This is a genomic window from Micromonospora sp. GCM10011542, from assembly GCF_042650685.1.
Classification (GTDB): Bacteria; Actinomycetota; Actinomycetes; order Mycobacteriales; family Micromonosporaceae; genus Micromonospora.
The window spans coordinates 1-23,232 of sequence record NZ_JBHSBO010000038.1 but is presented as its reverse complement, the minus strand read 5'-3'; the positions used below and the strand labels follow the sequence as shown (position 1 = coordinate 23,232).

Below are 23,232 nucleotides of genomic sequence, written 5' to 3'. Positions count from 1 at the left end.
GCTGGCACAGCTCAGCTCCGACCGCTCCGCGCTCACCCTGCTCCGCGGCGTACCCGAGCTGCTGTGAGCGTCAGGCATCCGGCATGATCCGCCGGTCCGCAAGTAGGGCGTAGAGGTAGCTGGGCCCGCGTACGACGTTGTTCAGTGCGCCGGGGCCAGCCACCGGCCACAGGAGCAGCGCGGCCTTCAGCTGACTGCGGTGGATCCGGTGGTGGGTGCGGTCGGTCAGCAGTCGGTTTCCGTCGACGGTGTAGTGGAACGGCAGCCGGCTGACCGTCCGGAAGGTCTGACCGGCGTGCTCGGTGACCGCGGCCCAGATCGCATCGAAGTCGCGCATGGACAGCTCCGTTCTACCGGTCGAAGGCGGACCAGTCGTCCTCCCACTGTGCGACGTCCTGCGGCTCGATCTTGGTGTGTCGGCTCTCGCTGTTGCGTGGCCTGACGCCCACCCGGTCCATGAACTGCTGGTGACGCTGCCGCACGTCATGACGCAGCTCGTCGCCGGGTGCGATGAAGAACCGTGGGTGTGTCCCCGAGACGTCGACCAGCACGTACGTCCCAACAGTGCTGTCGGTGAACGTGTCGATATCCGCGATCATCCAGGCGCCCTTGCCGGCGACCATCACGGCGGCGCGGCGACCATCGACGTCGACGAAGGTCTGCGCACCGGAGAGGCTTGCGCGGTGGCCACGTAGCAGGGCCTGGCCGACGACCAGATGACGGCCGGCCTGGTGGGTCTGCTGATGACTTGGCATCTTGTCCTCCCAATGGTCCTGTCGCTTGGTGCTACTGCGGCCCGCCCGGCATCGGCCAGAGTCTGCGGAGAGCCTCTGCCTCGGGGGACTGCGCCTCGAAGGGCTTGTCCCAGTCGATCTCACCGCCAGCTGCTTGGACAGTCTCATTCACCTTCTCGAACGGGCATGTGCCAAGACCACCGGCATTGTGCCGCCATACCAGGAAGGCCACGGGCCGGCGTCGCTCCTCGGTCACCACCCGTGCGACCCGGGCCGGCGGCCAGGCTCGGGAATTTTTCCGTGGTTCCTGCCTGATCGGGCCGACATCGACCAGAACGACCTCGTCTCCCTGACGGACCATGCGCTCGTCGCCCCGGTACATGCGCCACGGCAGGACGGCGCTATGGCCGTGGCGCTGCTCCAGCCTCTCTGCCACCGCCGCAGCCTTTCCTGAGAGTCCCGTCGGCTCGTTGACGGCCATGCCCACCCACAGGCGGGATGGCCGCCGGCCGGCGTGCGGCGGGGATGCGATAACAGGAGGGCGATAGACCTGCTTTGCGTGCGTTAGCCACGCCGCGTCAACCCGATCGCTGTCGGCCTGCCACACGTCCAACTGCTCGACGACCTGCGCGCACAGCCCCTCGTCGTCCGTGACGACGGCGGCCTCCCGCAGTCGATCGCGAGAGTGAGCGGAAGCGTTGGCAGAACCAACCACGACCCGCGTCCGTCTGCCCTCCAGATGCATCACCTTGGCATGCAGACTCCCCAGGGAGCGCACTTCGACACCGGCGGTGACCCAGGCGCCGATGACGGTGGGGTCTACGAGACCGCCTCCGAGAGCGGCGTCGGAACCGTCGATAATGATCAAATCACCCGTCGCGAGATTGAGCAGGTCAGCGGCGGCCGATCCGATGTAGGCGATGGCGGCGCGTTTGCGGGTCGCCTGCCGCAGGTAGTTCTCCAGGCCGTTCCAGGTGTCGTCCGCGATCAGCCGGATCATGGTCGCATCCTTGCACTCCGCTGCAACCGCGGTCGATGCCGTCTCAGGCAGGTGTTGAGTCCCGAGACCGGCGCTTCCTCGTTACCTTGGTGGGTTGACGGATGATGTCCACATCCCCCTGCTCCCGCGGTACCAGGTGGAAGCCTTCCTCCGTGTCCGGGTCGTAGTGCACCACGGCGTGCCGCTCCTTTAGATCGCGCAGGAGGGCGTCGACTCGACAGATATCGGCCTGGTTCAGCGTCTTGCCGGCGCGACGTCGCGCCTCTGCGCGGAGCAGGACCAGCAGGTAGTGATACTTGTGTCGAGGCTCGACTCCCCACGGGATCAGCTCCTCGTCGCGGACCTGCCTGGGATCCAAGCCGTGCGTGCGCCGGAAGTAGCTCCAGCCGGAGGGGCTGACGCGGATGTTGTACTTCCGCTCATGCTCGGCGGTCATCCACGTATAGGTGCGGCCCTCCGTGATCCATCGGATCGCTTCATCCGCGTTCTGGATCTTGGGCTTCGGTGCCATCCAACCCCTGCCATCGCATCCCCGGACACGCGACTCCCCGATCGCGCCGGCGCTGGAACTTACCTCGTCGCCGAGACGAGTCAAGTGGGGACTCCACGCCTTCGCGGACGACCCGGAGCGCATGCTCGTGAACCCCTTATTGATGAGCGCCACGAGGTGCCAAGCAGTGCCCAGGCGATCCGGAGAGGGCGCCCAGCCTCCGAAAGATTCGAAGGCTGCGCCGATAACAGTCAGTGGCGGAGGGTTCACGCCCTGACGCCTTGGGCGAGGTGGCCCAGGCCGCCGGGGTGAAGGTCAGCCCGGGGCCGCTTGGGTGCTTCTGACCAAGGCCTTGGGCCTGCTGATCGGCGACGAGCATGTGCCGTACCTGCCGGCGCGGCGGTACAAGCCGTCGGGGCGGCGCAAGCGGGCGCAGTGGGAGCGAACCTGGGCGTTGCAGCGCCGGGAGGACGCGGGGGAGAAGGTCGACATTGAGGTGCCGCCGAAGTACGCCTCGGCGGACTTCGTCCGGCCGTCGTACTGGCGTGCGCGCGGCAAGCTCGACGTGCCGAAGGAGAGGTTTATCTCGTACCCACAGGCGGGGCGGGACAGCGACGGCAGCGAACTGCTCGGTTGGGCTGGGTGGGACCACCTCGCGCAGGCGCAGGCGCAGGCGCTCGCCACCGTCTACCTTGATCGGAAGACGCAGGAGGCGTGGCCGGCGCATCGGCTGCTGCCGCTGCTCGCTGGCCTAATGGAAATCGAGCCGTGGCTGCACCAGTGGCACTCGGGCGAGGAACCCGGTTCCCCGGGTCACCCGCCGAGTTCTTCACCGACTTCATCAACGCCGAGCTGTTCCAGCTCAGCTCCGACCGCTCTTCCCTGGCCCTGCTGCGGAGGGGTGCCGGCGTTGCCGTAGGCCGAGCTTCTACACCTGCCCCCGTCTGCTTCGAAGACCCCACGACCTGCACTCCTCGCATTGCTTCTCCCAGAACTTGCTGCTGGTGACCATGTCTACTGCCCTCGTTCTTTCGACGAGAGGGTCGGGGATCTGGTTCACCCGGAAGTAGCCAGCACCAGGGAAGTCTTTGCGTGGGCCGGCGCCGTGCACCACCAGGGCGTCCAGTGGTGGCAACCCCCTTGTCAACACACAATTGATGAAACGCTGCCATGAACTCTGTGACGAGGTGCGGCTCGTTTCCCATGTCGAGGTACTGAGGTGCTGGCAGTCCGGCGGCCTCAAAGACCCGTGAATAGGAGATGGTTTGACCGCGATCTTCGGCGCCGTTCTGCACCACGAACTTGATCGCGGCCTCCACCTGGCTAAGCGTGAACTCGTGGGAACTGCTCATGCCTGCGAACCTATCGATGTATTCCGACCGGCGGAAGTGACATCTGTGCTTCGGCCGTCTGCTGCTGAAGCCAAGTCGATCTCGACCGGCGTCAGGTGGGTGGCCAGCAGCGTCGGCAGGCTCCCTTGCCGCGGGCGCGAGCGTCCCCGGCGCTGATGACCTCGACCTCGTTGACGGTCCGACCCTTCTCTTCCGCCTGTCGCACGCCCTGACGGTAGCCGGGACAGCCGGTGTCCCGATGGAAGGTCCGTCCCCCTGTGGTAACGACGCCGACGGTCTCATCCGGTGGCCACGGATTGTGGAGCTGAACCGGCACGGCCTGGGCGTCCATGCTTAACTGCCTTTTGCGCTTGGCGCTAGGCCACTTGGTGTCCTCCATGAGGTGATTCTCTCGCCGGCTTGGGGGGCGCCGATAGCCCTAAGTTCAGCCAGGTGCGGTCTTCTGCACCCGGAGGTCGCACGACTGCTGATCAGCGGCTCAGCCTCTCGCCCTGAAGGATGCAGCTAAGAGGCGAAGAACTGTCACATCTGCTCCGTAGCATCCTTCGCGTCCGCGTCAAGCACTCCGGTCGGAGGTTGGGCAGTATGGAAAACCACTCTCTCGTCAAGGTCCGCATCGAATGCCGCCACCTGGGCACCACGGCAACGGCGTGTGTGCCCATTGATCGCACCGTTCCGGGTCGGCTGCGATGTTCGGGCGGCAGGGCTGGTGGCGGTGGCGTCCCATCACTCTGCGCGGACTACCAGCGCTTTCTCGACGCCAGCGAGTTGCGCCGGGCAGTCCAGGAAGCGACGCGAGGTCATTGGGGCCGCCACCGGCAGGCAGGGGCAGTAGTTGTCGGGTGCTGAGTTACGGACCTGCCGCCGGCGCCAACCGAGAGGTATACCTCAGCTCGCTCGTGCCGTCGACGGTGGCACGCGAACTCTGCCTTGGGTCAGTCCAGCACAGACAAGGAGAGCATGCATCCGTCCGCCGAGGTCACGAGGTTTAGCTCCTCCTGGGGCCGACTGCGCGACCGGCCCGCCCTGAATGCATAGGAATTTCTCCCGGGGCGGCCCTGAATGAAAGAAGAGCGGCGTTGTTCGAAATCGGCAACGGTGTCGCCGGGTACGGAAAGGAAATTTTCGGCTACGCCTGTTCGCACACTCAGGTAACGACCGCCGATGTTGATGAGGGAAGTCTCGCACCGGAATGAGCTGTCATCGACATCAACGACGTCCATGGCGTCGACGGCTTCACGGTCTGCTTCGAGCAGCGGTCCTGCTGGTGCGGGAGGCAAGCCGGCAAAGGCGAAGAGTCGCGCTCGATCAAGGTCTTGAACTTCACGTACCACCTCGTCGCGGTTGACTTGGGTGGTGAGGGCATCCTCCGAAATCCAGCCCGAACCCTCACGATCGTTGTAGCGGGGCCTGACCCCCGCCTCCTCCATGGCCAAGGCTGCCGCTATGTTTCCGCGAGTCTCGTTGTCGGGCTCGTCGACTTCCAACGCAAAGCCCTTGATCCTCCGGCCAGCCAGGCAGGCGCCGATTACGATCCGGCGCATGCTGGCACCCGGGACGGGCTTCGGTACGAGAACCTGCTGAACGCCACGGGCCAGTTGCAGGATGGTCATCCGCCGTCCTGAACTGTTGCCTTTGGCTTCCAGCACCACAACATCGGTTAAGTTCCTGCCGCGCATGTTGTACCAGAAGTAGTCCGGCTTGTGAGAGCCCAAACCGCCCATTGCGGGGCCAAGGACGGCGTCGTAGCTCACTGCGTCCGCGTCGACCACTCGGGCGGGCTCGGTGAGTATCAGTTGCTCCACCAGGTCCGTGGCGACGGCGATCCCGAACTGTTCGGAGAAGAGCGAGCGCTGGTGGCTCCGGACCTGATTCGTCAGTGCCGAAAGTCGGAGATCGGGGCGGGCCTCGGCAAAGGCCCACAGGTAACGGATGATGGCCCAGCGACTGGCGGTGCGGAGCGCCGTAAGCCCGGGCAGCCCGGCTGCACCTGCCAGATGAAGGCCCGGCAGTGCGCTCGTCGTCTTGCCCAGACCGAGTAGCAGCTCCATGGGACGGACGCTGCGGGTAGTTGGTTCATCCTCCAACTCGGGGACCGGACGGATGTCAACCATGCGCCCTGTCTTGTCGAAGACCGCATCCCTGACCAGGCCGGCCAGCTTCCAGGTTGACTCGACCTCATATGTGCCGGGGGTTGACAGTGCTGGCGGCTGACCGCCGATAAAGGATGAGGACGCCACCCAGGAATGCTGTCACCCGAAAACGTCAATGCACAGGCCAGGTTAAGTCAATGATTAGACATTCCTACCGTGACGAGGAGCCCCAAGCGTCGATCTGGGCGGGGACTCGGCGGACGGGGTAACGCCGGTTGGCCCGCGACGCTACTGACCGAGCCTTTCCCGCTTGACGCTCCCGACGAAGAGCGACCACGCCTTTGGCCCGAAGGTGAGCACCGGGCCCGCAGGGTCCTTGCTGTCGCGCAGTCCGACCTTGCCGGCCAGGCTGTCGGCGACCTCGACGCAGTTGCCGGAGCCGTTGCTGCGGGTGCTCTTGCGCCAGGTCACCAAAGCCTGATTGACCTCTTCCACCCGCGCTGCCCCCTCAGAGCTCGTCGATCGCCCCCTGGATCAGGTCGCGCGACTCCCGAGCACTGGCCGCCGTGGCGACCAGGTGCTCGAAGACGCGGCTGTACTCCCTGACCTGATGGCCTTCAAGGTAGAGGCTACCCGCGCGGGTTTCGACGTAGACGACCCCCGGATCGGCCGGTTCGGGAAAGGTCAGCACGCTGAAGGCGCTGCCCATCGACCCGTACTCGCCTGCCCCGAAGGTCAGGATCTGGATGGTGCGGCCGGGTCTGTCCGCCTCCTCGACCAGCCGCCGCAACTGCGTCCGGAACGCCGCGGCACCGCCGACCGGCCGCCGCAGGGCTGCCTCGTCCAGCACCACCCAGAGCTTCGGGGGAGTGTCCGTGTTCTGCCGGCGCATTCGCAGCTCGACTCTCCGATCCACCTCGTCGCCGGAGGCGTCCGGATGCTCGGCACGGATGACCGCGCGGGCGTAGTCGGCCGTTTGCAGTAGTCCGGGGATCAGCTGCGGCTCGAAGGCGCGGATCTCCGACGCCTCGGCCTCCAGTCCGACGTAGACCTCGAACCAGTCCGGCAGCACGTCGTCGTACGCCTGCCACCAGCCGCGCTTGCGGGCGTCGCGGGCCACCTGGACAAGCGCGTCCACCTCCTCGCCCTCCACCCCGTACAGCTCAAGGAGCCCGCGGGCGACCGGTGGCATGACGGAGACCTGGGCGTTCTCGATGCGGCTGATCGCCGACTTTGAGATGCCCACCTCCTTGGCGGCCTGGTCGGCGGTCATGCCGGTCTGCTCGCGGAGGCGACGAAGCGCGCCAGCCAGGCGTCGACGTCGGACAGTCGGACTTCCAGTCATGGTCGTCAGTCTGACGTAATCGGACAGGCTTCGCAACGACACACTCCCGAATCGGGAGTTGCATAAACTGCCCGAAGCGCTGCACGATGAGTGAGGCTGCGGATCGCGTGAGTTACGAAAGGTCACCTTCCTGGCTGCTCAACGGGCCCTGCTGCCGTACTGCTGATCGGAGGCTGCGGTGGCAGGTGCCGGGGTGGGTCCGCCGGTGCGGTGCGGGCCGGTGGGCCCACCCCATCCACAGGTCAATCCCGACAGTGAAGGGCAGGTCCTGCCATGCGCGTCTTCTTCCGGCATGCCCGGCGTCGCCAGCGGTCGGTCAGCGGGCCGACCTGCTACCGCTCGGCGGCCTACCGTCCGCTGCGACCGTGGCAGGTGCGCGAGCGGAGCTTCCGGCCGACTCCGCTCGGCCGCCGCGGGCTGGATCCGCAGGAGGTGCGGGAGTTCCTCGACCGGGTCGCCGGTGACCTGGCCGTCGTCTACGACGCGCTGGCGCAGAGCCGCCGGGAGACCGACCGGGTCAAGGACGCGCTGCGCCGCTGGCAGTCCGAGCAGGGCCGGGCCCGCAACGAGCGGGGGTACGACCGGTGACCGAGCGCTGGGTCATCCACCTGCCCGTGGTCGCCAGCGACCTGCTCTCCGCCCAGCGGCTCGCCCGGGTGGTGGCGCACTGGACGCACGTCCTGCCCCAGACCGACCCGGGCGGCACCACCGTGTCGGCCGAGGACGAGCAGCACGCACGCCACTGGGTCTTCTGCGACCGGATGCTGCCCGGCGGCCGGCGCTGCCTGCTCCGGCCCGACCACGACGGCGAGTGTTCCCGGCGGTTCCGCCAGCGGTGAGCGTGGCGGTGGCGATCCCATGATGCGTGCGGTCGCGGGACCGGCGGGCTGGGACCTGCGGCGATGACACCTTAAGATCGGCGGGTTGCCGGTGACGCCGGCCTCACGGGGCGCAAGTGCGAGGAGCGGTGATGACCCTGCTACGGGACGTGATCGAGATTCCGACCTCGGTCGGTGACGGTGACTTCGTCGTGCGCGCCGCCGAGGGTGCCGACCTGCGCCGCTACGTGGTGACCGACCAGCTCCGGGACAACTTCGCCGAGGCGCTGCGCCGGATCGGGCACGCCGTCACCACCGGCCGCTCCCAGGCGATGTTCCTGCACGGCTCGTTCGGCTCCGGCAAGTCGCACTTCATGGCGGTGCTGCGGGAGATCCTCCAGCACAACCCGGAGGCCCGCGAGGTGCGCGGCCTGGCCGAGCCGGTCCTCGCCGCCGACCCCTGGCTGCGCGACCGGAAGCTGCTCACCCTCACCTTCCACATGCTCGACGCGCGCTCCGTCGAGCAGGCCGTCCTGGAGGGCTATCTCAACCAGATCACCAGGCTGCACCCGGAGGCGCCCGTCCCCGCCGTACACCGGTCGGACGCGATGCTCGACGACGCCGCCCGGCTGCGCGGGCGGATGGGCGACGACGCCTTCTTCGCCGCGCTGCGCGACGGTGGCGGCGCACCTGCGGCCGGTGGCGGCCTCGGGCTCGCCGCGCTGCGCGCCCAAGCCGACGGCTGGACCCCGCAGAGCTACGCCGCCGCTGCGGCGGCGGCGCCCGGCACCGAGCAGCGGGACCGGCTGGTCAGCGCGCTGACCAGCACGTTCTTCACCGGCGCGGTCCGCAGCGGGGAATACCTCGACCTGGACACCGGCCTCGCCGTGATCACCCGGCACGCCAAGGCCCTCGGGTACGACGCGCTGGTGCTCTTCCTCGACGAGCTGATCCTGTGGCTTTCCACCAAGATCAGCGACCACACCTTTGTCAACACCGAGGGCGCCAAGCTCAACAAGCTCGTCGAGTCGGCCGACGCCACCCGGCCGCTGCCGCTGATCTCGTTCGTGGCCCGGCAGCGCAACCTGGAGGACTTCCTCGGCCCCCAGGTCGGTGGCACCGAGCGCGAGGCCCTCGCTCACGTCATGCGCAGCGTCCAGGGCCGGTTCGGCGAGATCGCCCTCGCCGACACCAACCTGCCCGAGATCACCGAGAAGCGGCTGCTCAAGCCACTCACCGACGAGGGCCGGGCGATCATCGATAACGCCTTCGCCGCCGTGAAGGGCAACCGGGAGGTCTGGGACGCCCTGCTGCTCGGCGCCCAGTACGGCGACGCCGGCATCGGCTCCGACGCCGCCGCCTTCCGCAAGCTCTACCCCTTCTCGCCCGCCCTGGTTGCCACCCTGGTCGCCCTCTCCCAGGCGTTGCAGCGCGAACGCACCGCGCTGAAGGTGATGACCGAGCTGCTCGTCGACCGCCGGGACACCCTGCGGGTCAACGACCTGATCGGGGTGGCCGCCCTCTTCGACCCCCTCGTCCTGCACGGCGAGCTGCCCGACCGGCCCAAACTCAAGCAGCTCTTCCAGGCCGCCCGCACCCTCTACACCCAGAAGCTGCGCCCCATCCTGCTCAAGGTCAACAGCATCACCGAGGAGCAGGCGGCCGGCCACCAGCAGTTCCAGCTCGACGACAAGCTGGTCAAGACGGTGCTGCTCGGCGCCCTGGTCCCCGAGGTGCCGGCCCTGCACAACCTCACCGCCGCCAAGCTGCACGCGCTGAATTTCGGCTCGATCACCTCGCCGATCCCCGGCTACGAGCGGCAAATCGTGCTCAACCGGCTCAACCGGGTCGCCGACGGCGCCGGCGAGCTGCACCTCACCAAGACCCCCGACCCGGTGGTCAGCCTCAAGCTGCACACGGTTGACTACGACAAGCTGCTCGAACTGGTGCCCGAGCGCGAGGCCACCACCACCGGCGTCCGGCAGCAGCTCATCCGGGAGATGGTCACCGCCGAGATGGGCATCGCCGGCAGCGAGGGGCAACTTGGTGAGATGCTGCACGCCCGGGCCTGGCGCGGCCGATCCCACACCATCCAGGTGAAGTTCGGCAACGTCCGCGACCCCGACACCATGCCGGCCTCCGCCCTGATCGCCACCGGCGAGGCGTGGCGCGTCATCATCGACTACCCATTCGACCCCGAAGGCTACGAGCGCAGCGCCGACCGCGCCCGGATCGAGAGCCTGGAACGGGGCTCCCGGACCGTCTTCTGGCTCCCCTTCTACCTCACCGACGAGCTGCTGGGTAAGGTCGGTCAGCTCCTGAAGATCAACTATCTGCTCGGCAACGGCACCGGCGACCGTCTCAATTCGCTGGCCGCCGACTGGCCCCTTGCAGACCGGCAGCAGGGCAGGGTCTACCTCCAGCAGCGCCAGACCCAACTGCGCGGCACGCTGATCAGCGCCATAATGCAGGCGTACGGAGCGGCCACGTCGCGCGGCTCCGACGTGCAGGACGACACCATCGGCGTGTTCCACACCCTCGCCGAGGGCCTGCACGTCGGCGACCCCCGAGGCGGCACCCTCGCCGAGGCGTTCGCCAACCTGACCGGGGAACTCCTGACCTGGTCCTACCCGGGCCGGCCCGCCATGCCGGACGACGAGAAGCCCGTCACCCGCAGCGAGATGACCAAGATCCTGGAGTACGCCCGGCTGGCCGCCGCCGACCCCGCCCGCGGCGTCAGCGTGCCCAACCCGGTCGACCAGCGCATCCTCCGTCGCGTCTGCAACAACCTGCGGCTCGGCGAGCTGATCGAAGGCCGCTACGTGCTCAACACGAGCACCTGCCGGTGGAGTCAACACCTGCTCCAGGCCGCCGCCAACGAGGGCTACACCGACCACTTCCCGGTGCACGTGCTGCGCCGTCTCATCGACGAGCCCGCCGCGTTCGGCTTCGACCGGGAGCTGCAAAACCTGATCATCGTCGTCTTCGGGCTGGAGCAGCAGCTCGCCTGGTACCAGCACGGTGGCAAGGTCGACGTGAACAACCTCACCCTCGTGCGCGACGAGTTGGAGCTGCGCCACCCACCGATGCCCGACGAGCAGGCCTGGGCGGACGCGGTCCGCCGGGGTTCGGCGATCTTCGGGGGTGTGCTGCCCGTCTGGCGGACGCCGGCCAACCTCGGTGAACTCGCCGGAACGCTGCGCACGGCGGCGAGCACGCGCGCGAAACCGGCGGACGACCTCGTCCAGGCGCTGGAAGCCCACGCCGACGTTCTGGGCCTGGACACCTCGGCCCCGACGGGCCGGCTCGCCACCGCACGCCGCGCGGCCCGACTCGTGACCGAGCTGGCCGCCGAGCGCGACGACGTGGTGCTGGTCGAGACGGTTGCCCGTGCCGACCTGGGCGACGTCGACGACCAGGCCGTCGGGGAGCTACTCAGCCAGGCGGGAACCATCCTCACCGCCATGGCCCGAGGCCACCAGTGGTCCCTGCTCCAGGCGATCTCGGCCCGGGCCGCCCAAGACGAGCGGGCGCAGGCGATCATCGGGCAGCTCCGAGAGGTAGCCCGGCACCAGCAGCACGGGCAGGACCTGGTGAACGCCCTCCAGACGGCAGTCGACGCGTCGGCGGCTCTGCTCGCCACCAACCCGCCGCAAGACCACACCGTTACCAACCCCGGCGCGACGCCGACCGGCGGGGGGACGCTTCCCGCCATTAGGGTGCCGGGGCAGCAGCCGTCCCGCGAGTCCGGTTCCGCCGAGGTGCCCGTGGGTGGTGGCGTCCAGCCGGGAGGTGACGGACCGGGTGGCGCGACCCAGATCGAGGAGCCCGATGGGGCGGGGGCGGTCGCGCTGCCCGGTGGCGCCGGGCTGATCGCGGTCGCCCAGCAGCGGCGCGAGGTCGCTGACGCGGCTACCTGGGAGAAGGTCGCGGCCGAGATCGCGGCCGAGGTCACCGCCGGGCGACGAGTCACGGTCACTTGGGAGATCCGGTGACTAGCTCGGCCGTCGGCCGCCTCGCAGACCGGCGAGCCGGCGAGGCGGGATGCGCCCCCGGTCGTCCTGAGGCGGGATCGTGAGCGTGCCGGTCGGCGTGGCCCAGCCCGACGCGATCCGCCGCAAGGTAGAGGCATGGCTGGCCGAGGACGATCCGGCGGACGCCATCGCGCTGACGGCCCGCCCCGACGGGCCGGCCGAAACGGTCCTCAGCATCAACGGCTGCCGGATCCGGGTCGTCCCGTGCCCCACTCCGCTGGCCGCCCGCGCCGCCCTGCACGACCGGGCCGACGGCGAACGGCTGGTGCTCTTGACCGAGCTGACCGACAGCGAGCTGGGCGACGGAGTCCTCGCCCACCTCAGCAAGCAGACCGTGCGCAAGATCGATCCCTGGGACCTGGTCCGGCAGATGTTCGGCGGGGTGGCCGCCCTCGACCCCACCCTGGTCCGGGTCGGACGCTGGGTCGCCAACGCACTCACCGACCACGCCCCGGCCGACGGCTGGCCCGCCCCACCCGGCGCGATCCTCACCCGCGACCACGCGCTACGCAGCCTCACCTCGGAACTCCTCGATCTGCCACCCGCCGAACTCGACGACAGCGGCCTGGTGCAGTGGAGCACCGACGCCCGGCGGCAACTGCGCTTCACTAACCTGCCGGACGCCGTCGCCGACGGGATCACCGCGTACCTGACCGGGACCGCCGGCCATGCTGCCGTCCCGATGATGGCCGCCGTACGCGCTGGACACGGCGTCGACGTCATCCCGCTGGGGCTGCTTGCCGGGCTGCTCTGGCCCGCCAGCACCGGTGGCGCCGTCCAGGTGGAGGCAGCCGTCGGTCGTACCCGACTGGAGCCCCGGTTCGGTGGGCTCAGGCTCAGCCCGCAGCAGGCCGATTTGCTGCACCAGGCGGCCGAGGCGTGGGTCTACCGGACCGTCGAGTCGGGTGACAAGGGCCGGGACGAGGCGATGCGGATACTGCGGCGGGCCGAGGCGATCGCCGCCGAGGTCGGCATCACCGCACTGCTCGGCGCCTCGACCGTCCTGCCCAGCGGATTCGTTCAGCGACTGCGGGCCTTCGCCGACGCCGTACGGCTCGCCGTGCCGGCCGGTGGGTCGGCGCTCCCCGCCGCGGTGGCACGGGCACAGTCGGCCCTCGCCACGGTGGAAGAACACCGGGCCGCCGAGCCGCGCCGGGTCGAGACCGCCCGGATGGCCGTCCGCCTGCTGCGCTGGCTGCACACCGCCGACGGCCCACCACCGGCCACCCTGCTCGACGCGCTGCACCGGCAGGTCCGGCAGGACGGCTGGGTCGACCGGGCCCGGCTCGACGTCTTCGCCGGGGACCCCGACCCACAGGTGGCCGAGGCGTACCGTCTGCTGCACCGGGCTGTCGACGCCCGCCGCTCCCGGCACGACCAGCAGTTCGCCACGCTGCTCGCCACCGCTACCAGCGCCGAGACGCAGCCCGGTGCGCTACTGCGCGTCGAAGACGTGCTCGACCGGGTGGTCCAGCCGGTCCTCGACACCGGTCGCCGGGTGCTGCTGCTCGTCATGGACGGCATGGGTGTCGCCGCCGCGACCGAGCTGGCCGAGTCCGTCACCCGCACCGGCTCCTGGGTGGAACTCACCCCCGACGGTGGCCCGCGCACGGGTGTGCTGGCGGCCCTGCCCACCGTCACCGAGGCCAGCCGGTGCAGCCTGCTGAGCGGGCGTATCGCTGCCGGCGGCCAGCCGGCCGAGCGGAAGGCGTTCCAGCAACGGTTCGCGACCGGGCGGCTGCTGCACAAGTCGGCGTTGCGGGCCGGAGCCGGAGCAGCGCTGGACCCGGACGTGCTCGCCGCCCTCGACGACAAGTCGATCCCCCTGGTCGCCGCCGTCGTCAACACGATCGACGACGCGCTGGACCGCAGCGACCCGGGCACCACCGTCTGGGGCGACGACACCATCACCGCCGTCGGCGACCTGCTGGCCTCCGCAGCCGCCCCGGACCGGGTGGTCGTCCTGGTTTCCGACCACGGCCACGTCGTCGACCGTGGCCCCGACTCGGTCACCCTGCCCAGCGCCAGCAGTGAGAACCGGTGGCGACCGCCGACCGACCCGCCCGGCGACGCCGAAGTAGCCGTCGCCGGCAGCCGGGTGGCGCTCGGCGGCGGATCGGTTGTTCTGCCCTGGCGGGAAGAGGTGCGGTACGGGCCGCGCAAGGCGGGCTACCACGGCGGTGCGGCGCCGGCGGAAGCCGTCATCCCGCTGCTCGTGCTGAGCGCCGGTGACGACCTCGCCGTGCCCGGCTGGGCCGGTGCGCCGGTGGCCAGCCCGGACTGGTGGCGGGAACCGTTGACGGAGAGCACGCCCCCGCCGGCCGATTCCGCGCCGGCAACCCGGCGTCGTCCGCGCAAATCCGTCGAGCAGCAGACCGACGGTCTCTTCGACCTGGCGCCGGCCGTCGCCGCGCCGGCCGCCGTACCGCAGCCCGTCCCCGCCGAGCCCGACCTGGTGGCGGCCCTGCTTGCCAGTGAGCGCTACGCCCAACGGCGCGACCCTCGCCTGCCACTGGCCGACGAACGGGTCGCCGCGCTGCTGGGCACGCTGATCGCCGGCGGTGACCGGGCAACCCTCGACACCCTCGCCGCCCGGTCCGGCGTACCGGCGCACCGGATCAACAGCACAATCACGGTGTTGCGTCGGCTCCTTCAGGTCGAGGGCTATCCCGTGATCACACTCAACCCGGACGGTCGCACGGTCCACCTCAACCGAGCGCTGCTGATCGAGCAGTTCGAGCTGGAGCCGCGGTGACCGTGGAATTGTCGGCCCGCCGCCGCCGAGACATCGTCGACGCGCTGCGGCGCGGGGTCGTCCCGAGCAACGGACTAGACGCGCTCGCGGTGGGGCTGGACCGTTTCACCGCCGCCCTCGACGACGACCTGGAACGGGTCGCCAGCGGCGGGAGCGTCTTCAAGGCCGTGCGCGGCGAATACGGGGCTGGCAAGACGTTCTTCACCCGGTGGCTGGCCGAACGCGCCAAGCGGCGGGGCTTCGCCGCCGCCGAGGTGCAGATCTCCGAGCTGGAGACACCCCTGCACCGGATGGAGACCGTCTACCGCAGGCTGGTCGAACACCTCAGCACCGAGCAGTTCGCCCCGAGCGCCTTCCGACCCGTACTCGATGGCTGGATCTTCGCGCTCGAAGAGGACGTCCTGGCCGGCGGCGTGGTCGCCGAGGACGATGCCGAGGCCCTGGACCGAGCCGTCGGCGAGCTGCTGGAGCGCCGGCTGGGCGACATCTCGCGGAGAACCCCGGGCTTCGCCGCGGCGTTGCGCGGCTACCGAGCCACCACCAGCGCCGGTGACCACCTCACCGCTGACGGCCTCGCCGCCTGGCTGGGTGGGCAGCCGCACGTCGCCGCGTCTGCGCGCCGAGCCGCCGGGGTCAAGGGCGACCTTGACCACTACGGCGCGCTGAGCTTCCTGCAAGGACTGCTTACCGTCCTGCACGACAGCGGCCACCAGGGGCTGCTGTTGGTGCTCGACGAGGTCGAGACCCTGCAACGGGTGCGCTCTGACGCACGGGACAAGGCACTGAACGCCCTCCGACAGCTCATCGACGAGGTGCACGCCGACCGCTTCCCAGGCCTGCTGCTGGTGATCACCGGAACGCCCGCGTTCTTCGACGGCCCACAGGGCGTCCAGCGCCTCGCGCCACTCGCGCAACGGCTCGCCACCGACCTCGGCCCCGACCCGCGCTGGGACAACCCCCGCGCCACCCAACTGCGACTACCGGGGTTCACCGTCGACGCCCTGGTGCAACTCGGCAGCAGGGTCCGCGACATCTACGCCAGCGCCCAGGTCAACGCCCGGGTGGACGACCAGTACCTGGCCACACTGGCCCGTGCCGTCACCGGCGCGCTGGGCGGTCAGGTCGGGGTGGCACCCCGCGTCTACCTCAAGAAGCTGGTCGCGGACGTCTTCGACCGGGTCGACCAGTTCCCGGACTGGGATCCACGGCAGCACTACGAGCTAACCATGCGGGCAGACGAACTGACCGACGTCGAACGCAACGCCGCCGCGTCGGCCGACGACATCGAACTGCCGATCTGACATGCTCCCCGACCTCGACCCGGTCGTGCTGCATCACCTGGTCAATACCCTCGGCTGGCGCGATCTGCGCCCGATGCAGCGAGCCGCCGTCGCGCCGGTACGCAGCGGCCGGGACGCCCTGCTCCTCGCCCCGACCGCCGGCGGCAAGACGGAGGCGGCGCTCTTTCCGCTGCTCAGCCGGATGACGGAACAGCGGTGGACGGGCACTTCGGTGCTCTACCTCGCCCCGCTGAAGGCGTTGCTCAACAATCTCCAGCCCCGGATCGAGCGGTACGCCGGCTGGCTCGGACGACGCGCCGCCATCTGGCACGGCGACGTCAGTACCTCCCGCCGCCGCACGGTGCTCTTCGAACGGCCCGACATTTTGCTCACGACTCCCGAGTCGCTGGAATCCATGCTGGTCAGCACGAAGGTTGACCACCGGCTCTTCTTCGCGGACCTGCACGCTGTCGTTGTCGACGAGGTGCACGCCTTCGCCGGTGACGACCGAGGATGGCATCTGCTGGCCGTGCTGGAACGGTTGAGCCGGGTGGCGGACCGACCCTTGCAGCGGATCGGACTGTCCGCCACCGTCGGCAACCCCGGGGAGCTTCTCACCTGGCTACAGGGGTCGGGCGCGGGCAGCCGGCCGGCGCAGGTGGTGGCCCCGGACATGGCCGAGGTGGTCGATCGGCCTCCACCGGGTGACATCGAGCTGGACTACGTGGGCTCGTTGGCCAATGCCGCCACTGTGATCGCCGGGCTGCACGGCGGCGAGAAGCGCCTCGTCTTCTGCGAGTCCCGACAGACCGTCGAAGAACTCGGTCAACTGCTACGGGAGAAGGGGGTGACCAGCTTCCTCTCTCACGCCTCCCTGTCCGCTGACGAGCGCCGCCGGGCCGAGCAGGCCTTCAGCGAGGCGCGGGACTGCGTGATCGTCTCCACCAGCACGCTCGAACTGGGCATTGACGTCGGCGACCTGGATCGGGTAATCCAAATCGACAGCCCGTCGACGGTCGCCTCCTTTCTGCAGCGGCTCGGCCGCACCGGCCGACGGCCGGGGAGTAGTCGCAACTGTCTCTTCCTGACTCTCGACGGCGAGGTGCTGACCGAGGCGGCCGCGCTTCTGATGCTCTGGGCCCGTAATTGGGTGGAACCCGTCAACGCGCCACCCGAACCGCGGCATATCGTCGCCCAGCAGGTGCTCGCGCTATGCCTCCAGGAGCATCGGGTCGGCGACCAGCTGTGGACGCAGGCGTGGAACGGGTTGCATCCCTTTGAGGAGAGCGCCCAGCCGATCGTCCGTCATCTGATCGAGCACGGTTACCTCGACCGGGATGGCGGGATGCTGTTCATCGGTCCGGCTGCTGAAGTGCGCTTCGGTCGTCGTCATTTTATGGAGATGACGGCAGTATTCACTGGGCCTCCAGAGTTCACGGTCCTGCTCGGGCGAAACGAACTGGGCCGGGTCGATCCGAGCCTCCTCACCGAGGAGGTCCGGGGCGAGCGTCGGCTCCTGCTGGGCGGCAGGAGCTGGCGGGTGACCTATATCGATTGGCGCCGCCGACGGTGTTTCGTTGAGCCGGCTGACGGCGGGGGGCGGGCCCGCTGGCTCGGCACCGGCTGGGCAGGTCTTAGCTTCGAGCTAGCCCGCGCCGTCCGAGAGGTCTTGCTTGGCGCCGACCCTCCCGTGAAGTTGACCCAACGAGCCGTGAATCGGCTCGCTCAGGAGCGCGATGAGAAGCTCCACCTCGTGCACCCCGGCGGCAACGTCATCGTCCGCGAGAAGGATGGCGACCTGCGTTGGTGGACGTGGGCAGGCTTCCGGGCCAACGCAACCTTGACCGCGACGCTTGGCCAGGCGATCGACCCGGTGGAGCGCTTCGATGATTGCAGCATTCGCTTACGGGAGAACTTGACGCCAGATGCGTGGGCGATGGCCGTCGCGGAGGCGGATGAGCGGCTCTGCCTACCCGAGATTGACGAAAAAGCCCTCAACGGTCTCAAATTCTCTGCGGCCCTGCCGAAGCGGCTGGCCATGGCCACCCTCGCGGCTCGCTCTGCCGATCTCGAGGCTGCCGCCGCCATCCTTCATCAGCCGACCCGCTTCGTATTTATTACCTGAGTGCCAGACAGAAGATGGCGTCAAGGCGTGTTCTTGAAGTGCTATGACGCTGCAGTAGGGCGGCGATTGCCCGGCTTGGTACAGGATGGCTCCCGCGTGATGGCACGGGTAGCCCACGGGATCTGGCTCGACGCACCCCTCCAGGACCCGCTCGCCTGCACTCAAGGCCCCCAAGGCGCAAAGCCGGACGACCTGCCTGAGGGCGATCTCGGCGGTCGCCGGGGTCGCCGGGCCCACTGTCTCGGCAGGCAGTCGGATTAGAAGATGGTGGGTCCGCTATCCGGGACGTCCACCGTCACGTAGTGCCCGCACGGCTCCAAGGCCCTGCGTTCCTGCGATGCGCGCGCTCGCCACGGGTGCGTGATGTCGTTGCCTTCGTAGGGGACAAGACCCTTGATCGGGGTGCCGCACTCCGGGCAGGAGTCGCCCTCGATAAGCTCCGCCACGGGTTGTCCTTTCATCGGGGTTTTAGACGACTTGCAGTATTGCAGATCCATTGTGCCCTGTCGGTTTGTACTCTGCCACCGACCGGTAGGCCGGTGGCGGCGCGCTCACCCGCCGGCGGCCGACCCAGGCAAGCGTCAAATCGGCAGCCCGCCCCTGTAATACCAGGTAAGCGATCCGCGGCGGATGTTTTTCGGTCGAAGTCGACGGTGTCCTGAGCGACCTCGGTGAGCTGCTCGCGGAAGTCCTCGTGCGCTCCGCTGCGCGGATCCTCCGCGATGTCCCTGACGATGAGGACGGTGAAGTCGCCGATGATGTCCAAGACCACGGACAGGGTGTGGACTTGCGAGAGAGGCTCCTCGCCAACCCACTAACCGCGGTTCAGCCCCGACCCTGAGTAGGCAGGCGTCTACCTGTACGCACCTCCGAGGCCCCTGGCCGCAACGTCGTTCTCCGGCGATGCCAGCCCCACACCCCCAGCGAACTCACGATTCCAGCTCAGCCTGGCAATGCGATGCTCGTTACTTTTGACCGCGCCATCGCTAAGCGTAGAACCGACGTCACCTACGCCACCTACGGGATGCCCTGCATGAGGTGCCTCTGCCGACGTGATGTCTGCGTCCACTCCGGGCGCTGCGTCGACGTCGCCCGCCTGCACCGCCTCAGCGCCGTTCAGCCGATGGGTCCGACCGGCCAGACAGGTGCTCGGAATGTGGCGCCGCTCGGTCTCCCGCTTGTGAGCAGTATCGCGGATAATCGGCAGATGGAGTTCGGTGAGCACCACGGCAGCCCGGAACGCCGGATACTTGAGAACCGCAGCCAGCTTGATGTCGAGATCAGCCGGTCGGCACACGCCGAACGGAGCTTCCATCCTTGGTACGCTGTGCGGCCGAAGAGCGTAGCCCTGGCAGCAGTCGCATTCACGCTCTCCCGACAAGGCGCGAGCGCCGAGGATCTTCGAGCTGCTGTATCGCAATCGAACTACCTCGGGATCCGAATGGCTCTCGCTAAAGACGTCGGGATGCACAAATCGCGTCCTCAAATAGTTGATCTTTGCTCTGGCGTCGGCACTTTGGGTGTAGCGGCCTCGGAGCTCGGTTGCGGTGTAACCGCCGTTGACATTCACCTCATTCCGTCACTCATAAATGAGTTGCTCCATTATTACGGTGCCGATGCGACGTTGGTAGCTGATGGGAGGCATCGGGGAGTGTCGTGGGCCGGATGGCGGTCCGAAATCGAGCATGCTGTCGAGACAATTCTTAAGTCGATTGCATCCGTTCTTTCCTGGCCGTCGGAGGAGAGTGGTGGCAGGGATCTGGTTGCGCTCTGGGCGCGATCCATTCGCTGTCCGTGGTGCAATCTCAGGATTCCCTTGTTTGAGGGCTCAAAGATTACTGAGGGTGTTGCCTTCAGTCTGCAAATCTCCAATGAGGACGATGATGTCCGTGTTCACGTCTCAAGCGTGGACGGCGATACCAGTCGGACGTTCGTCCGTGGCACCGCTAGCTGCCCGAGATGCGGTACGCAGTCTCCGGTCCGCCTATCGGACACGTCCACAATGATAAGACTGTTGGAGTGGGACCGGTCAACAGGCGAAACGACGGTGGCAGGTATGCCCCATATCGTCGATGCCCCGACTTGGGCTTTAAGGCAAGATGGCAATTCCCAGCGGAGCCAACTCGGGGATCCGGATACGGTATGGGCTTACGTAATGGGCAATGAATTTCCCCTGTCTAAGGCATTGTTGCCTTCGCAAGCCGCATATTTGAAGGCAGCAATTGAGGCGATAGATGAAGTTGTGGCCACAATCAGGGGTCGTACGGGAGTGCCTGCTGGCGCTGCCGACGCTATATCGAAGGCTTGTCATTTGCTGCTAAGTGCCCAGCTGCCCGGTGTCTGCACCCTCACCCGTTGGGAGTCGCGGCGCTGCATTGTCGTACCTGCTAACTCTCGACTCGTCTGGACGGTGCCAGGTCTGTTTGCTGAGGCAGGGCCGACAACGCTTCGATCTTGGTGGCGAGACCGCGCGAGACGATTAGTAAGCCAGCTGGAGGATAGCTCGAACGTTCTGACTTCACCCATACGAGTGATCCGGGGTGATGCAGGACGTGGGGGCCTACAGCCCGAGAGTGCAGATGCCGTTATCTGGGATCCCCCGATCTACGACAACGTTGATTATGCGGTACTGGCACAACCGCACGAACTGATATTGGGAAAGCTGCGGACAGTCGAGCCTGAGCAGGGACAGGTGCCAGCATCTGAGACACTGCCTCAGGTTTCCAATGCGGTAACGGGTGGGGACGGCGTTGAGGTGCATGGCCGACCGAAATTTGATCGAGCCCAGTATGAGACTGCACTTCGGGATCAAGCAGCACAAGCTCGATTGCTGTTGCGTCCGGGTGGCCGCCTTGGCGTCTTTTGGCCAGTGCGGGATCCGTCCGGTCTGCAAGCCTTCCTCGACATAGTCGCGCCCACCGGATTCGAACTATTCCAGGCCGTGCGGCTGGCGACGCCGGATACCTCGCCGGGTAGTGTAGCGACCTACGTCTTGTTGTTCGATTTGGTTGGCAAGGCGGCGAGGAGCACGAAGTCCCATGTGAACGCTGGACGCGTCTTCGACCTTACCGACCGTGGAGCGCCTTCGCTCTACAATGGCCTTGCTGATATCCTTCTAAAGTATTGGAATGAGGACGACTTCCTAGGCTTCGTCTCGCCCGATTCGAAAGGCTCTGAGCGTCAGCGGGTTGCCGCCGGCATTGCTATCTACCCTGCACCAGAGGACCTACTGCTCGAACTAGGTCGTCCGGCACTTAGGGGTGTGCTTGACGAACTTTCGCTCACCGGCATGTCCCGCAACGACGCCCGAGCGATGTCACGTGATGTCCTTCGGGCCCTCGGTTTCACTGTGCCGGAGCCCCCGGGATTCTCAATAGGCGCCAACATTCAGGAGGCAAGCCTCGCCGCTCATCGTCTTCCATTATCTATGAGCCATGAGGATGCACGTGGCACCCTCTTGACTGTGATTACCTTGGTCGAGCGTGTGCTCCGTTTCGCTGACGTTGCCTGGGCTATGGCTGCCGCTGAGGATCGATGGGCCGAGGTTATCGACGATGTCGTGCGTAAGACGTCGGGTAAGAATTTTGAAGGTCCGGCTAGCATGACAATCGGTGACTGGAAAAACTGCTTTTGTCGCATTCCCGCCACCCTGCGAGAGCACGGTATCCGTGGTGAGCTATTTGGGCCCGTTGCTTCCGCGTTAAGTAAGAAGAAGGCGGACCAAAAGCTCGGAAGGCTGGTTCGCTTGCGTAACCAGATTGGGCATGACGATATCGACCTGTCGACACAGCCTATTGCGACATACATTCGGGAAACGTCCTCGGTCTGCCAAAGCGCTATTCAACTCTTAATAGAGCTTGTAAGGGACGCACGTCTTCCAATAACGCTTCAGCCACTTGAGGAGATTCGGGACCATTACGGGCGACGGCGTCTCGTTCTTGCCGATGCATTCGGGTCTCGCGTCGAGCTATTTGTTCAGAAGGATATTGACCTGGAGCGTCCACTGGTTTACTTGCCCTCTGCCTCAAATCTTCGGGACGTCGATCCAACGTTTGTGGACGGTGACCTCCTTGAGGGAGTGCTGCGGCTCGGGGCCGCCAACTGACCGTTGGCGGACCCAGGAGGGCGGGAGTATGGGTGGGTTGGATGGATTGTTAGGTCGCCGGCCGCTCAGCGAGAGTATCCGATAAGACAAAGAGGCCGAAAAACACAACCAACGGACAGGTCCGCAGGCTCTCCGCCGCCCTTGCCGCGGCGCCGCGAGGAGGTACCAGCTTGATGTGGTGATCCGTTGTGACCCGAGTCGGCTTCCACAGTCACTTATCCCGGTCATCCAGGGCATGACGGTCAACGCGACGGGCGGTCCGCCAAGTCCGTGTGGCCGGGCCACTACTGGCTCGTCACCCAGCCATCGGCGACCGGTCGGATGGTCTTGCGCCGACTCCGCCGTTGCCGGCGCCCGTGGCGTCGCCCCAGCGGCGACGTTCCCATCGTCCTGGGCGCAGCGCCAAGATTAAAGGCGAGCACGTCGAGCCTCGCCGGGATGATCTACCAATCTCCGCTGTTCGAAAAAGCGGCGTCGATACGCTGGATCCGCGGCAGCACCTGGTACGTGTTGTAGCCGAGAACGACGATCTGGATACATCATGGATGTGGGCCGACGCCTGCACCCCGAGCGACCGGGCGATCTCGATTGCCCCGCCTGGCTGGTCGGGCGGCAATGGTGTGGCGCGGGAGTTCCTGACTGCGGTGCCTGCATACTGCGTGAAGTCTCCCGAGGGGACGTGGGCCGCGCGGCCGCCGTTCGAGGTAGCTGAACCGGGCAGCCAAGAGCTCGGAGGCGCTGTCGCGCAACTTTCGGATAATCTGCTGGCTTGATCGGCGACGAAGACGCCGCGGCCGGGTGCGCCGACGACAATGCCCCGGTCGCGCAACAGGGCGAGCGCCCGAGCCGCCGTCGAGAAGGAGACGGAGGTCGGCGAGCTGCGAGTACGACGGCAACTTGGCGCCGGGCTTCGTACTCGCCAGTCTTGATTCATTCCGCAATATCGGCGGCGATGAGCGGGATCGGGGACACGTAGATCCTTTCGGGCTTTCACCTCGGTCCGATCCTCGCACCTCGTCCTCTTGGTTGACCTATGGCTCCTAGGCGGTGTCTTCAAAGGATCTTGGTGTCGGATGATGTAGCGCGTGGGTCGTCGCTACG

The 23,232-nt window shown here is 67.3% G+C and carries 17 protein-coding genes; 8 read left to right on the top strand and 9 right to left on the bottom strand.

The window, feature by feature from the left end; all coding sequences use genetic code 11:
* Positions 1-70: 70 nt before the first annotated feature.
* Genes ACFOW4_RS13355 through ACFOW4_RS13340 form a run of 4 tightly spaced genes read right to left on the bottom strand, consistent with a single transcriptional unit; the run spans position 71 to position 2,245 of the window.
* Positions 71-337, bottom strand: coding sequence for a hypothetical protein (locus tag ACFOW4_RS13355; protein ID WP_377527531.1), 267 nt, complete (start codon positions 335-337; stop codon positions 71-73).
* 13 nt (positions 338-350) lie between these two features.
* A complete protein-coding gene (locus tag ACFOW4_RS13350; RefSeq protein ID WP_377527530.1) occupies positions 351-755 on the bottom strand; it encodes a hypothetical protein in 405 nt (134 codons plus the stop codon).
* A gap of 31 nt (positions 756-786) precedes the next feature.
* Positions 787-1,734: a phospholipase D family protein gene (locus ACFOW4_RS13345; RefSeq protein ID WP_377527528.1), complete on the bottom strand. Its 948-nt coding sequence runs from the start codon at positions 1,732-1,734 to the stop codon at positions 787-789.
* A 43-nt stretch (positions 1,735-1,777) separates the two neighbouring features.
* On the bottom strand, positions 1,778-2,245 hold the full coding sequence (locus ACFOW4_RS13340) for a hypothetical protein (protein ID WP_377527527.1): 468 nt from the start codon (positions 2,243-2,245) through the stop codon (positions 1,778-1,780).
* Between the two features lie 313 nt (positions 2,246-2,558).
* On the opposite strand from ACFOW4_RS13340, the gene ACFOW4_RS13335 reads away from it, so the two are divergent.
* A complete protein-coding gene (locus ACFOW4_RS13335) occupies positions 2,559-3,143 on the top strand; it encodes a DUF7008 domain-containing protein (RefSeq protein ID WP_377527525.1) in 585 nt (194 codons plus the stop codon).
* A gap of 1,368 nt (positions 3,144-4,511) precedes the next feature.
* Here the strand turns inward: ACFOW4_RS13335 and ACFOW4_RS13330 are convergent.
* The 3 genes from ACFOW4_RS13330 to ACFOW4_RS13320 all read right to left on the bottom strand — a co-directional run bounded on the left by ACFOW4_RS13330 (position 4,512) and on the right by ACFOW4_RS13320 (position 7,014).
* Complete coding sequence (locus tag ACFOW4_RS13330; protein ID WP_377527524.1) at positions 4,512-5,627, bottom strand: hypothetical protein; 1,116 nt, start codon at positions 5,625-5,627, stop codon at positions 4,512-4,514.
* A 330-nt stretch (positions 5,628-5,957) separates the two neighbouring features.
* Entirely contained in the window at positions 5,958-6,164 is a 207-nt protein-coding gene (locus ACFOW4_RS13325; RefSeq protein WP_377527522.1) for a DUF397 domain-containing protein, read from the bottom strand.
* A gap of 13 nt (positions 6,165-6,177) precedes the next feature.
* Positions 6,178-7,014: a helix-turn-helix domain-containing protein gene (locus ACFOW4_RS13320; RefSeq protein ID WP_377527521.1), complete on the bottom strand. Its 837-nt coding sequence runs from the start codon at positions 7,012-7,014 to the stop codon at positions 6,178-6,180.
* Between the two features lie 273 nt (positions 7,015-7,287).
* On the opposite strand from ACFOW4_RS13320, the gene ACFOW4_RS13315 reads away from it, so the two are divergent.
* The 6 genes from ACFOW4_RS13315 (at position 7,288) to ACFOW4_RS13290 (ending at position 18,026) form a co-directional block, all read left to right on the top strand.
* Entirely contained in the window at positions 7,288-7,602 is a 315-nt protein-coding gene (locus tag ACFOW4_RS13315; protein WP_377527519.1) for a DivIVA domain-containing protein, read from the top strand.
* Positions 7,599-7,853 carry a hypothetical protein gene (locus tag ACFOW4_RS13310; protein WP_377527518.1) on the top strand — a complete coding sequence of 85 codons (255 nt, stop codon included), beginning with the start codon at positions 7,599-7,601 and terminating at the stop codon, positions 7,851-7,853. Before ACFOW4_RS13315 ends, ACFOW4_RS13310 begins: the two co-directional genes overlap by 4 nt.
* A gap of 131 nt (positions 7,854-7,984) precedes the next feature.
* On the top strand, positions 7,985-11,827 hold the full coding sequence (locus tag ACFOW4_RS13305) for a phage resistance protein (protein WP_377527516.1): 3,843 nt from the start codon (positions 7,985-7,987) through the stop codon (positions 11,825-11,827).
* Positions 11,828-11,906: 79 nt separating this feature from the next.
* The gene (pglZ, locus tag ACFOW4_RS13300) at positions 11,907-14,621 is read left to right on the top strand and encodes a BREX-2 system phosphatase PglZ (RefSeq protein ID WP_377527515.1); all 2,715 of its coding nucleotides are present in this window, start codon (positions 11,907-11,909) and stop codon (positions 14,619-14,621) included.
* Positions 14,618-15,922, top strand: coding sequence for a BREX system ATP-binding protein BrxD (gene brxD, locus ACFOW4_RS13295; protein WP_377527513.1), 1,305 nt, complete (start codon positions 14,618-14,620; stop codon positions 15,920-15,922). Before pglZ ends, brxD begins: the two co-directional genes overlap by 4 nt.
* A gap of 1 nt (position 15,923) precedes the next feature.
* On the top strand, positions 15,924-18,026 hold the full coding sequence (locus tag ACFOW4_RS13290; RefSeq protein WP_377527512.1) for a DEAD/DEAH box helicase: 2,103 nt from the start codon (positions 15,924-15,926) through the stop codon (positions 18,024-18,026).
* A 457-nt stretch (positions 18,027-18,483) separates the two neighbouring features.
* Here ACFOW4_RS13290 and ACFOW4_RS13285 read toward each other — a convergent pair whose 3' ends face one another.
* Positions 18,484-18,798, bottom strand: a complete 315-nt coding sequence (locus tag ACFOW4_RS13285; RefSeq protein ID WP_377527510.1) for a hypothetical protein — start codon at positions 18,796-18,798, stop codon at positions 18,484-18,486.
* Positions 18,799-18,879: 81 nt separating this feature from the next.
* Positions 18,880-19,341: a hypothetical protein gene (locus ACFOW4_RS13280; protein ID WP_377527509.1), complete on the bottom strand. Its 462-nt coding sequence runs from the start codon at positions 19,339-19,341 to the stop codon at positions 18,880-18,882.
* Positions 19,342-20,556: 1,215 nt separating this feature from the next.
* On the opposite strand from ACFOW4_RS13280, the gene ACFOW4_RS13275 reads away from it, so the two are divergent.
* Positions 20,557-22,131, top strand: coding sequence for a hypothetical protein (locus ACFOW4_RS13275; protein ID WP_377527507.1), 1,575 nt, complete (start codon positions 20,557-20,559; stop codon positions 22,129-22,131).
* The last annotated feature ends 1,101 nt before the right edge of the window (positions 22,132-23,232 follow it).